The 12,840-nt window shown below is 60.2% G+C and carries 9 protein-coding genes; 3 read left to right on the forward strand and 6 right to left on the reverse strand.

What is annotated here, in order from left to right; translation table 11 throughout:
• The first annotated feature begins 3 nt into the window (after positions 1–3).
• Positions 4–1,437, forward strand: a complete 1,434-nt coding sequence (locus FPZ52_RS14515) for a M81 family metallopeptidase (RefSeq protein ID WP_146366326.1) — start codon at positions 4–6, stop codon at positions 1,435–1,437.
• On the opposite strand, the gene FPZ52_RS14520 is transcribed toward FPZ52_RS14515, so the two are convergent.
• Positions 1,434–2,276 (reverse strand): M15 family metallopeptidase, encoded by an 843-nt coding sequence (locus FPZ52_RS14520; protein ID WP_146366327.1) that lies wholly within the window; start codon positions 2,274–2,276, stop codon positions 1,434–1,436. The genes FPZ52_RS14515 and FPZ52_RS14520 overlap by 4 nt on opposite strands.
• A 185-nt stretch (positions 2,277–2,461) precedes the next feature.
• Between FPZ52_RS14520 and FPZ52_RS14525 the strand changes: the two genes are divergently transcribed.
• Together FPZ52_RS14525 and FPZ52_RS14530 are read left to right on the forward strand one after the other, a co-directional pair.
• Positions 2,462–3,091 (forward strand): OmpA family protein, encoded by a 630-nt coding sequence (locus FPZ52_RS14525; protein ID WP_146366328.1) that lies wholly within the window; start codon positions 2,462–2,464, stop codon positions 3,089–3,091.
• A gap of 47 nt (positions 3,092–3,138) precedes the next feature.
• Positions 3,139–5,229, forward strand: a complete 2,091-nt coding sequence (locus tag FPZ52_RS14530; RefSeq protein ID WP_146366329.1) for a serine/threonine-protein kinase — start codon at positions 3,139–3,141, stop codon at positions 5,227–5,229.
• On the opposite strand, the gene FPZ52_RS14535 is transcribed toward FPZ52_RS14530, so the two are convergent.
• Genes FPZ52_RS14535 through tssK form a run of 5 tightly spaced genes read right to left on the reverse strand, consistent with a single transcriptional unit; the run spans position 5,230 to position 12,832 of the window.
• Positions 5,230–5,940, reverse strand: a complete 711-nt coding sequence (locus tag FPZ52_RS14535; RefSeq protein WP_146366330.1) for a PP2C family protein-serine/threonine phosphatase — start codon at positions 5,938–5,940, stop codon at positions 5,230–5,232. It lies immediately after the preceding gene.
• Positions 5,937–6,497 carry a type VI secretion system-associated protein TagF gene (gene tagF, locus FPZ52_RS14540; RefSeq protein ID WP_146366331.1) on the reverse strand — a complete coding sequence of 187 codons (561 nt, stop codon included), beginning with the start codon at positions 6,495–6,497 and terminating at the stop codon, positions 5,937–5,939. Before tagF ends, FPZ52_RS14535 begins: the two co-directional genes overlap by 4 nt.
• Complete coding sequence (tssM, locus tag FPZ52_RS14545) at positions 6,497–10,072, reverse strand: type VI secretion system membrane subunit TssM (protein ID WP_146366332.1); 3,576 nt, start codon at positions 10,070–10,072, stop codon at positions 6,497–6,499. Before tssM ends, tagF begins: the two co-directional genes overlap by 1 nt.
• Positions 10,072–11,475, reverse strand: a complete 1,404-nt coding sequence (tssL, locus tag FPZ52_RS14550; RefSeq protein WP_146366333.1) for a type VI secretion system protein TssL, long form — start codon at positions 11,473–11,475, stop codon at positions 10,072–10,074. Before tssL ends, tssM begins: the two co-directional genes overlap by 1 nt.
• Positions 11,476–11,491: 16 nt before the next feature.
• Positions 11,492–12,832: a type VI secretion system baseplate subunit TssK gene (gene tssK, locus FPZ52_RS14555; RefSeq protein WP_146366334.1), complete on the reverse strand. Its 1,341-nt coding sequence runs from the start codon at positions 12,830–12,832 to the stop codon at positions 11,492–11,494.
• Positions 12,833–12,840: the final 8 nt, after the last annotated feature.

The raw sequence follows: 12,840 nt of genomic DNA on the forward strand, positions 1-12,840 counted from the left end.
CATATGAAACGCATAGTCTTCGGGGGCATTCACACGGAATGCTCCACCTACAACCCGCTGCTTCAGACGGAAGATGACTTCGCGATCAGATCCGGCGCAGGCATGGCTGCCGAAATGGAACTGAACGTACCCGAGGGGATTGAGATGGTTCCCCTGTTTCACGCGCGGTCCGTTCCGGGCGGTCCGGTGAACGCGCAGACCTATGCCGCGTTCAAGGCACGCTTTCTGGACGAGTTGAACGCTACATTGCCCGTAGATGGCGTTTATCTGGCGATGCACGGCGCGATGCATGTAGATGGAATGCATGACGCGGAAGGCGACTGGATCGGTGCGGTGCGTGATCTGGTCGGGCCGGATGTGCCGATTGCGGTTAGCTACGACCTGCACGGCAACGTCACGCAAGACATCGTCAACGCGATCGACATCTTCGCGGCTTACCGAACCGCGCCGCATATCGATACGGTCGAGACCTGCAACCGCGCGCTATCCATGCTGGCCGATCAACTGCTGAACGACACCCGTCACTGCGTGGCGTGGTGTCCCGTTCCGGTCCTTCTGCCCGGCGAACGCACCAGCACCGAAGTTGAGCCTGCATTGTCGCTTTACCGAGCCCTTCCGGGTCATGATCTAAGAGATGGCATCAGGGATGCCAATCTGATGGTCGGTTACGTCTGGGCCGATACGCCACGCGCTACCGCCTGCGCCGTGGTCACCGGAACCGACCAGAAGGCTGCCGAATGCTCGGCCGCGCAGATCGCGCAAAGCTACTGGGACGCGCGAAAGGATTTTCAGTTCGACGTCCCCACCAAACAACTCGACGCCTGTCTGGACCAAGTTCAAACGGCGACGACATCGCCTCTGATTCTTGCCGATAGCGGCGACAACCCGACCGGGGGTGGCGTGGGCGACCGCACCGATGTGCTGCATGCATTTCTTGATCGCAAGTTTACCGGCGCTGTATTCGCAGGCATTGCCGATGCCCCTGCAGCGCGTGCTGCCGAACAGGTTGGTGAAGGCAAGTCGGTGCAGCTTGAGATAGGTGGCAGTCTTGGCAGTCATTGTCCGAAGATCAGCGTCTTGGCAAAGGTGGTCAAGGTTATCGGATCGTCGTCCACGAAAGACCTTGAGGTCGCGGTCGAGGTCGGCGGGAACCTCGTGATCCTGTCGCAGCGCAGACGCCCCTATCACAATCTTGCCGACTTCCGGAAATTCGGGGTGGATCCTGCCGAGGCAAAGCTGCTCGTAGTGAAATCGGGATACTTGTCACCGGAACTGGCACCGCTTGCCAATCCGCCGCTGATGGCGTTGACGGATGGGGCGATCAATCAGGACATTGTCGCACTGGACAACACGTTGCGCGCGACACCCTCCTTCCCGTTTCAGGGCAATTTCGACTGGACGCCGAACGCGCAGTTGTCGAGACGGGCGAAGACCTAAAGCAGCCCTTCTTCGCGCCACGTGGTCAGCTGTTCCTGGCTGACCTCGAAATGCATGGAGTCTTCGCGCCGGAAGCCCGCGCCCCAGATCCAGCCCTCCTCGTGGAAGAAATCCGCGAGGAGGGTCAGCCCGAGCTGGGTTTTGCCGTCCGTGAAGTTGTCGAGATGCCCATCTATATTCAGATCGACCGCCAGTCCAAACGCGTGTGTCGACAGGCTGGCCTGCGTGCCGCGAATGCGACGGACACACAACGACCCTGCGGTGTTGATCCGTTCATAGAGATCGGAATCAGCCGCGCGGACATTCTCGAACACGCGGCGCAGAGACTCCACGGCAGGTTCCAGCATGTTCACGCGGATCGGGCCGACCTGTTCCAGCACGAGCTTCGCCTTCAGGTTCGGGTTGGTCATCGGTTCGCAATCATCGGATAGCGCCTCACGTGGACGACCAAGCATGTTTTCCAGAAAGTTGGGCGTCGCGACGGTCAGCCCCTCGTTGACATCCGTTCGGGCCGCGATCAGCACAACCTGCGCATAGCTGTCGAGGATCGTGTTCGGGCCGTCATTGTTGAACATGCCTTCGCGCGGTTCTGTCACCGTGGGTGGTGCGACGGTCAAGCGCATCCCCTGTTGGCGCAACTCATCCTGCAACGTGTCGATGCGCGCCTCCAGCGCATCCACGCGACCACGGAGCATCTCGATCTCGATCCGCGCCCCGCTGTCAACGGCGGGACCGTCAAAGGCAGCTTCTTCTTGCGGCATGAGCGTCGGCAGAAAGATCACGATCAGCGAGGCCAGCAAAATCGCAAGAGCGATGATAATCGCGGGAACAATGCGCATGCCAACATCCAGACGTAACCGAAGACATACGAATTAAACCTTGCAGTGCCTTCATTTACAAGCCGTCGTTCAAGGAAAGGTGTTCGGGATTTTACTGATGCACCGACACTAAAGACGTTGTTCTGACCGCGCCCATCGCCTAGTATTCGCGCAACGCCGTGTTTTGAAGTCAGCGAGGGTAGGTCATGACCAATGGTTTTCGCATTTTAAGCGCAACGCTCGCTGTCGGATTGGCCATGGCTGGCGCCCCCCAAGCCCAAACAAACGAGGCATCGGAGCTGTCGGCAGAAGAGCTGAACCAACTCTTCGAAACACAGAAAACACGCGGTTTGGTCATTGCACCGACCGACGAGACAACCAGCGTCACCACCACCGCACAGGATTCCAACGGTCAGACCACGACGGTCACGACCATTACCCCCAATGATGGAAGCGAAGGCAGCCAGCCTTCGGTGTCGACCTATGCGGCGCTTGCTCCCGAAGAACAGGTGAACATCCAGATCAGCTTCGATTTCGATTCCGCCGCGCTGCGTGAGGATCAGAAGCCCAAGCTGGCGACACTTTGTTCCGTGATGAAAGATTCCGATGTGTCGAAGTTCCAGATCGTGGGACACACCGACTCCAAGGGTGCTGACAGCTACAACCAGTCGCTGTCGCTGCTGCGTGCCGAAGAGGTCAAACGCCATCTTGTCGGTGATTGCGGCATGAAGCCCGAACGCCTTGAAGCCGTAGGTGTCGGCGAGGAATATCCCATCGACACCACCAATCCTGAAAGCGAAGAAAACCGTCGCGTCGAATTCCAGGCGCTCGGCTGAGCGAATGGCCTGTAGCGCTTTCGACTTCATGAACAGGATCTGAGCCGATGACCGAGCCGCGCGACAGCGACATTTTTCGCGCAGGCGATCTTTTGAACAACACCTACCGGATCGAAAATATTCTGGGACGTGGCGGGACGTCGGAAGTTTACAAGGCCCGCAGCGAGATATCGGGACGCGAAGTCGCCCTGAAAGTTCTCAAATCCGAATTCGCGTCGAACGAAGATTTCCTTGTACTGATGCGGCGCGAAGAAGAAATGCGCGAAATCCGCCATGATGCGGTCGTGCGCTATTCGGAGAACCAGCGGACGGCGGACGGTCTGATCTATCTGGTGATGGACTATGTCGAGGGTCCCGCACTTGATCACAGGATGCGCGATGGCGGAATGTCCGCCGAGGATTTGATCACCGTCGCACAACGCGTCACCGAAGGGCTGCGGGCGGCGCATTCGCACAACATTTTCCACCGCGACCTGTCACCCGACAACATCATCCTGCGTGGCGGCGATCCGGCTGATGCGGTGATCCTCGACTTCGGTATTGCCAAGGATGCCAATCCGGGTGCCGCCACCATCGTCGGCAATGAATTTGCCGGGAAGTATTCCTACGCCGCGCCCGAACAGTTGAGCGGGCAGACCGATGCGCGCTCGGACCTGTATTCGCTCGGCGCGCTTCTGCTGGCAACCTTCCGTGGACAATCGCCGAATGTTGGTGCGAACCCCATGGAGGTGATCCAGAAAAAGGCACAGCCGCTGGACACAGAAGGCGTACCCGAACCGCTGAAGTCCCTGATCGACAAGCTATCCAACCCGGACCCCGCGAAGCGGTTCCAGTCCGCGCAAGAAGTGCTCCAGGAAATTGATCCGGAAGCATCCGAACCCACTGTGCGCACCACGCCTCCTCCGAAAGCGCCTGAACCTGCAGTGCCTGCCCCGCCGAAATCGGGCCGCGGGGCCTTGCTGGGCGTCATCGCCTTGGTCGTCCTGGTTGCCGCCGCAGGCGGGTACTGGTTCCTGCTACGTGACACAACGCCCTTTGTGGAGGATTACACCTTCACCGCCGAAGGCGACGACAACGGCCGGACACTCTTCACTGGCCATGTGCCAAGCGAATCGCTGCAGGAACAACTGCGCGCGCGCGCCGTCGCAACAAATGGTCAGGCAGACCTGTCGATTGCGAAGGGCAACATTTCGCAGGATTGGGAACAAAGCCTGCTAGAGACGCTCGGCGACGTCGAGCAGCTTGATGAATGGCAGCTATCGGTGGATGGCGACGCATTCGAGGTCAGCGGAATGACCCTTGATCGGGCTTTGCGCGACCGGCTCACAAGTGAACTGGAAGGAACAGCCGCGCCGGGCGACATGACCGGCACGGTGGCTATCAGCCTTGGTCCGCGCCTGTTGACACAGGAAACCCTGCGCACCGTTCTGGACGCGGCGGCCGATTGCGGGCCACTTGCGCTGCAAAACCCGCCAGAGGGCGGCTATCCTATCGGCAGTACAGTTACGGTTACAGGCATGCTGGCGGAGCCTGACTCCCGCGCCACGCTTTACAATGCGTTGCAAGCGGTGTCGGGGGATCGCGCGATCACGCTGGATGCCGAAGTCCTCAGCCCGCAGCTGTGCGAGATCGAGCATGTTTTGCCCGCCTTGCCCGCAGGCGATTTCGGCATCAACTTCAGCTTCGGTGAATCGGGCGAGCCAAACCCGAACGGCCGCTTTCTGGTCGGCGAAAACCCGGTGATCGACGTCGAAATTCCCGCCGATGTAACCGATGGCGTGATCTATGTTTCCGTCTTCGACGTCAGCGGGAACGTCTATCATTTGCTGCCAAATGTGAACCGAACCGAAAACGCGGTCGCTGAATTGCGGGGTGGCGAGGATGGCGAAACGCCGGTGCGCGTCGCCTATCCGGTCAGCGAAGGCGGCAATGGCAAAATTGCCTTCCTGGTGGACGATACCACGCTCGGCAAAAGCAAGATCGTCGTGCTTCACGCAAATGAGCCAATTTTCACCGACATGCGCCCGACCACCGAAAGCGCAGCCGGATATGCGCAGGCCGTGGCCGATGTGTCGCAAGCCATGTCCGTGTCGATCCGGTCAATGAGCAGCCGGATATTGACAACAGCGCTGCCCTGATCAGGAAACGTCCACCACGATCGCGGAGATGTTGTCCGCGCCACCACCATCCAGCGCAATCTGCACCAAGGTGCTGGTCACTGTCTCGATCGGCTCCCGCGATAAGACCTGAGTAAGCGTTGCGAAATCCGCGTATTTGTTCAGCCCGTCAGAACACAACAGGAACCGGTCACCCGGCTTCGCATCTCCGCGAATCTTGTCCAGTTCCAATTCCTCCGCCACGCCGACAGCGCGAGTGATCGCGTTTGATTGGGGAAGTTTTTCAGCCTCGTCCCAGCTCATTTGCCCGCCTTCGACGAAGGCCGCGACGACCGAGTGATCGCTGGTCAGCAATTCCACCGCGTCGTCGCGCATGCGGTAGAGGCGGCTGTCACCGGCCCAGAACGCGGCAAAATGGCCATCCGTGACGATCAGGGCTACAACCGTGGCCCCCACTGTGCCTTCGCGGCGTGCGGCTTCGCGCCAGATCAGGGTGTTCGCTCTTGTGATTGCAGCACGGACCTCTCGCAGGTTTTCGCCCGGATCGTCATTGTAATTCGCGGTCGCGACGGCATCGGCCACCGCGCGGCTGGCGAAGTCGCCTGCCTCGTGCCCACCCATGCCATCGGACACGACCCATATGTTGTGATCGGGCAGCGCGAGTATGCTGTCTTCGTTCACGGACCGGACCCGCCCGGTATGCGTGGTCGCGTTGTATCGAAGCTTGCTCATTGACTCGCTACCCTATGACTGCCCCGCGCGTCGCCATGACCAAACAGGACCGCTGCATCAGTCGCGTCGGGCAGGGTTGGAAAAGTCAGGGAGGTTACAGACCCATCACCCAGCGAACTGGACCATCGCGTTCCCCTGGACAGCAACGGCGGGACGTCGGTGACCTCGTTCAGCCGGTCCGCAATCCGTTCGGGTGCCAGATCCTCCGACAGGGCGGCGAGCGCGACAGTCTCAGTGGCGTCAAAGAACGCTTCATCGCCGCCATCCTCCGCGACGGACACGAATGTCAGGGGGAAGTATCGGCCTGCAGCATCAACCGAGGGCATCAATATCCCGGACACGGCAGCAGGCCCGGCAATGTCAGGCGCCAAAGAAAACCGCCAGATCGGCGCGGACAGATAGGTGGCTTCCCACCCATCGCCGAAATGGGATCGCGCCTGCGCCATGACACCCTGTAACCACGGATCCCAGACCGAGACAAATCCGCGCGGTGTCGCGAAGCGGATGAAATCCCCTGTTGCAGGAATCTTGCCAAAGGCTCCGATGGGACGCCCCATCAGAACGAGGTCGGGCAGCTGAAGGACGACAGCGCCGGCAGAGCAAAGGGGTTGTGGACCGATCCCGACTGCATCTGGAAGATCGCAATGCGCCCGCCCACGTTGAAGATCACCCGTTTCCGGTCGGAGACATTGGTGTTGCGGACCTCTGCCCCATCCAGCAACCGGAACAGCGCCCAAGGGCCATCCTTGCGTATTTCATTCTGGATGTTGCCTGCAGGCGGATCGAACGCCACCCGTGCAAGGCCGACCGGTCCGGGCCAGGCCACCGCAATCGGTCGTGGCTGGCTGTTGCGATGCTGGAACATCACGCTTTGTCCGTCGATTTCCAGCGCCACACCCTGTGCTTTGGGGTCCAGAGCTTCGGGCGTGATCTGGAACTGCACCTTGGCCGTCGGTTGCCCCGCGAAGAACGCATCCCTGATTTCCGCCGCCGCCTGCATCTGCTCAAGCACCTGCTGCGAAATGCCCAGATCGGTGTCATTCACCCGCTTCCACGCCCATGGTCGCGCACGGGTATCGACATATTCGAGCAAATGATCTCGGAAGAAGCTGTCGATCAGGCCATTCGGCGCAAAGAGTTTCTCAAAATCCTGCATGGCAACATCAGCCTGCGACCGCTTGTCGAACGGATAGCGGTTGGCAATGGCCTGTTCGCAGAACGGCAGAACCTGCGACTGCCACAGCGCATTAATCGAAGCTCGCGTACCATCCGCGGTGATGCCCGACGACCCGCTGGCGATCTGCGTGGCCCAACGCTGCATCGGGCCATCAATACGTGCGCTGGCCTCTTGAAAACGTTGGATGGCCGCACCGCCTTGGCCCTGAATATCAGTAGATCCCTGGTTGAAGGACAGCTTGTTCAGCTCCTGATACACCTCTGTCAGATTACCCATCATCTGATCCAGCTGCGATGGCTGCCCCTCGGGACGCTCGACGAGTTTCTGGAGCCACGAAAACCGTTCTTCGACATAGGCCCCGGGCGGTTTGGGCGGCTCGCGCCCCTCGCCTGACAGAACGGCACTATTGCTCAGCGCATCGAGGAAAATCTGGCTTTGGATGTTCAGGTTCGAGCGCAGCTCCAAACTGGCAACATCGGACACGCCTTCGCTTGCGCCTTCGGCAACACCCGACGACAGGACACTGCGATCTTCCGTCAGGCGGGTTTCCTTGGCCACCCCGGTCAGAATGTTCACGATGGGCGAGGTCGGGCCCGACAGGACGTTGGTGACCTCAACCGCGTGGCTGAGCGACTCCATTGGCACAATGTCCAGATCTCCGAGCAGACTGTCATAGCGGGATATGAAGTCATTGTAATACAGATCCAGCACATCACGGCTCATGGCCAGCAGAGCTTCTTCGCTTTGCTCTGCCTCGTAGCGTTCGCCCAGAACCCAGCTTTCGTTTTGTATGCGTTCGGCAACCCCCAATGCTTCTGCCAGAAACACGTTCCTGAACCCGTCATAGGTGAAGATGCCTTCGATTCCCTCGTTGAGCGGCTTGCCTGAACTGCGCACCATCACCCGGGACACAGCAGGTCCCCCGATATCGGTTACGCGCCATTGCGGCAGGGACTGCGCCTGCGGGCTGTTGATGATGCCGTTATAGACGCGCTGTGCCAGCGGCATTTCGGCCAGCAACGCCTGCACCTGTTCCACCAAGGGACCATTCAGCGCGATCTTGGTCATGGGCTGAGACAACATGGCATCGAGATGCACTGCAAGATCCTGACGCAAGGTCTCGCGGCCCGCACCGGGATACGCCAATGACCAGTCGATTTGCATCCATTCCTTGACCAGGTCGGCGTTCATCGGCCCTTGAAGGCCCAGCATCAGGTAGATCTTCAACGCCTCATATAGCAGATCGGGGTTGTTCATATTGGCCTGCATCTGTTCTTCCAGACGCAGCAGCATTCGCGGCAACATGTGCTGGCTCAGCGCAGCACGATAGGTTTGCGCAGCTTCGGTTCCGATCACATCACCCTGATACAGGCCCCATTGCAGCTTTGCAGGTGGCTCCGGATCATTCACGGTGGGGTTTCCCGGCATGTCGCGCAGCGTGTTCAGGGGCTCGACAATCGCGGGCAGGTCAGTGTCACCAATCGGGTTTCCCGGAATGTTGGCTGCCGCCGCGCGATAGGAGGCGATCTGCGATTCAGCACCCGCGATCAACGCCTTGTTGCCCAGGTAGCTTCGCGTCCAGATCGTGGAGAGAGCCGCAACCGCAATCACTGTTGCCGCAATTGCCCCGCGCCTCACCCAGCGGTAACGGCGTTCCACCTTGTCATCGGCGGAAACCAGGCCCGCTTCGGGGAAAATCACGCCTTCGAACAGTCGCGTCAGGAAGAAGGACCGACCGGAACCACGCCCCGATCCAATGGCTTGACGCCCGATGCCAAAAGTTTGCGCCATGCCCATCATCAGGCGGTCAATCGGCGTGCCTTCCTGAACGCCGGACGCAAAATAGACCCCGCGCAGCATCTGGCGGTTCTCGAAACGGTTCTCCTGAAACACCTCTGTCAGGAAATCTCGGGCCACTTGTCGGATCGTCGCCACCTGATTGGGAAAACCAACTATCAGGCTGCGGCGTTGATGGTCGGTTTCGCTCTGCATCTTTTCCAGAAGCTGCGTGTTCAGCCGCTCCATCAACCCGGAAAATTTTTCGTCGAAGCCGTCGACGGGGGATTCCTTGCCCGTGGATTTGCCCAGATCCAGTGTGAAGCCCCAGACCTGTTCGCGTTCTTCCTTGCCAAGCGTGTCGAAGAACTCCGTGAAGCCTGCGATCAGATCCGCCTTGGTGAAAAGCACGTAGACGGGAAACCGCACGCCCAGCTTTTCGCGCAGCTCCTGCAGACGGCGGCGAACCGCCAGCGCGTGACCCTTGCGCGTCATCTCGTCCTGAAGAGACAGATCCGTCAGGCTGATCGCGATGACCGCGCCATTGACCGGTTGGCGTTTGCGATACTTCTTGAGCAGCCCCAGAAAGCCCAACCATGCCGCGTTGTCGGCATCTGCATCGCTTTCCTGCGTGGTATAGCGGCCGGCTGTGTCGATCAGCACGGCGTTGTTCGTGAACCACCAATCACAGTTGCGCGTGCCTCCCACGCCCCCGATCGCGGTGCGCCCCAGATCATCCGAAAGCGGAAACTGAAGGCCGGAATTGACGATAGCGGTCGTTTTGCCAGCACCGGGCGGGCCGATGATGACATACCAGGGCAGTTCATAAAGATGCCGCCTGCCGAGCTTGGACTTGCGTAGCTTGGTCATCGCGCCGCGCAGCTTGTCCTTCAGATCGGCCAGTTCTTCTTTTACCGCATCGTCGGCGGTATCGACTTCGACCGCTTCCACGATCTCGTCCGTCAACTTCTTGTCCCGCCGTCCGCGCGTCAGCGCAACGACCAGCATCACGATCAGCGCGACAAGCCACAGGATCGCCACGCCGATACCGCGCCACAGCATGCCGCTGAAGGCAGCGCCTATGAACGGGCCGAACATCCAGAAACAGATGGACAGCGCCAGCGTGACCAGGATGACGATGGTGTAAACGGAACTGAATATTCGCGACAGCGCGCGCATCACTGGTCTTCCTTGACTAGCAGAACTTCAATACGCCGGTTCTCGGCGCGGCCTTCGGCGGTATCGTTCGAAGCGATAGGTTGTTTGTCCGCGCGCCCTTCGGCAGTTAGACGCGAGGGATCATCCAGGCGCGGGGCGATCATCTTCATCACCGATTCCGCCCGCGCCAGCGACAGCCGGGTGTTATTCGGGAACTTGGCGGTGCGGATGGGCACGTTGTCCGAATGACCCGCAACGATTACCGGCCCCGGCTCACCATTCAACGCCGCGGCAACACGCTCCAGCGGCACTGTGAAGCGGTCTTGCAAGACGTCGGAGGCCGAGGCGAACATCCCCTGCCCGTTGATTCGTACGGTGATGGTGTTGGCATCGCGGAACACTGTGACCAACCCCTCGGCAATCTCGTCCTGGAGGAAGCCTTTAATCGTTTCAAGCTGCACATCCTGCGCGGGTTCGGGCGGCGGGGGTGGCGGTGGCGCGCGGCGCAGAAGCTCCGGCGTGGCACCCGAATCCAGCACTGACAGACGCCCGATCAACTGATCCGTCGAGCCGCCCAGAGCGAATGACAGGCCCGTAAAAATCCCCCCCGATAGAACCGCCGCAGCCGCCAGGCCAATCCAGACCGGACGCCATGCCGACAATGGGCGGTGAGGCTTGTTGACGCCCTTCCAATGCGGTGAGACCTCGTGTTCGACCGGGCCGTGCTGTGCGCGAATGAGACGCGCAAGACCATTGCGGATCTGCAAGTGCTTTTCACCACCGCCTTGTTCGACACGAAGGCGGCCTTCGAACCCAAGCGACAGGCACATATACAAAAATTCAAGCAATTCCAGATTGTTGGACGGATCTTTCTCAAGACGCGCAAGCAAGTCGTAGAATCGATCCCCGCCCACCGTTTCACGGTGGAACGTGCCAACCATGCTTTGCTGTGACCAGATTGACTGCCCGCCCCACGGGGTGTTGAGAACGACATCATCAAGCGTGGCACAAATGGCGTAGCGGGCCACCTTGATCTTCTGCGGATCAATGCCTGCCTTCAGCGCGCGGTTCTCAAATGCACGTATTTCGCCGACCACGCTTTGGCGCAGCTTGTCCGGGTCCATATGCTGTGCGCGGTTGCGGATACGGCTAGCCAACGCAAACAGCGGCGTCGCGCAAGCGATCAGCCCATTCATCCCCGTCATAGCTAAGTCCAGCGAAGCACCATCCGACCGGCCACGCGAGGGTGCAACCGCGCCGCTTGGAACACCATAGGCGGGCTGACCTGCGGGGTCTGGTGCAGGTTGCTGCGGGGCCGTCGCCGGTGCGGGCGATTGCGGTACGTTCAGCCGTCCACCCGGGTTGGGCTTGATGACAGTGCGTTCCGTATCGTCCGGTTCCGCAAATGGGTCGTTGTCAGCCATGATGTCCTCCGCGCCGCTATCCGTTGCGGATCGCCCAGAGCTTCATCGAAAGCCCCGGATAAGTTCCCGACACATGGACGGCGATGCCTCCCGATGTCGTCATTTTCGCCCAATAGGGGCTGGCCCCGTCAAGCTCGAAATACACCAATCCCGCATGATAGGGGATTTGCCGCGGCGCAACGGGCAAGGGGCGGATCGTGATGCCGGGCAGCGCCGAATTGACCAGTTGACGGATTTCCTCGACCGGACCGATCTTGGCATGGCCCGCAAAGTTGCGGCGCACATCCTCGGACGGTACATCGGCGCTGACCGCCAGAACGAAACTCGCCGACCCGACCAGCTTGCGGTCCGCCACGACGCCCACGCTGATGCCGTAATTGCGTTCCTGCAGCGGGATGGAAATCGCGGTCTGTTCCAGCACGGCACTGAGATACTGCCGCAATGTCCGGATCACGGGCGCGAAGCTCGCAGTCAGGTTGTCGTGTTCATAGGCAGGGAATTCCGGCGCGACCTTTTCGGTGGTCATGAAGGTGGACAACTCCCCCGCAAGCGAAGCGCAAACGCGATAGGCCTGTTCGGGATGCACATTCTCGATTTCCAGCATGTGCCGGATCAGGGGCAAGGCGCGATTGACCGTCATCAGAAGTAGGAAATCGGAGATGTCCGCAGCGCCGCTTCCCGGCCCCGCATCAGACATCCGCCCCGCCAGCGCCGTGACGCGATGCGCCAGCAGCCCTTCCAGTTCTCGCACGAAGCCAGCCAGAACCGGGGCCGCGCGAATATCGGTGACGCTGGGGATGAAACCGCGATCCAGCACGATTTCCTTGTCTGACCGCACTTCGATGATCCGGGCGATGGGGATAACCAGATGATCGGCCAGATCATCCACGGACAGCGCGAATTGCAGCCGCAGCTTGCCTACGCCCAACGTGACAGCCTTGCGATCCTTGCCCATCGTGTCGGAGATTTCCAACTCGCTTGCGTTCAGGCGGCTGGACGAACGTTCCGCCCCGGACCTATCCACCTCCGCCGCGCCCTGACGTCGCTGCGGGATGGTCAGATAGACGACACAATCCTTGACCGTGTTCGGCACGACCAGCGCAGCTGGATGATCCTCGGTCTGCGGCACACGAAACACCTCGCCATCCGGCGTCAGCCCCGCGCAGCTTTTCACCGCAAACTGTCCGGTCTTCAGCAGCGCATCGTCGATTTCCAGCGCGCTGACGCCCCATGCATAGGGTGTCAGGTGCCGTGCCAATCCATTGACCAAAGCCTCGGTGTGCCGGTCCGCCTGCTGGAAGTGCTGGGGCTGCAGAAACATCCCCTCGGTCCAGAGCACCTTACTTTGCCACGACATGCCTACCC

The organism is Qingshengfaniella alkalisoli (genome assembly GCF_007855645.1).
GTDB classification, from domain to species: Bacteria; Pseudomonadota; Alphaproteobacteria; order Rhodobacterales; family Rhodobacteraceae; genus Qingshengfaniella; species Qingshengfaniella alkalisoli.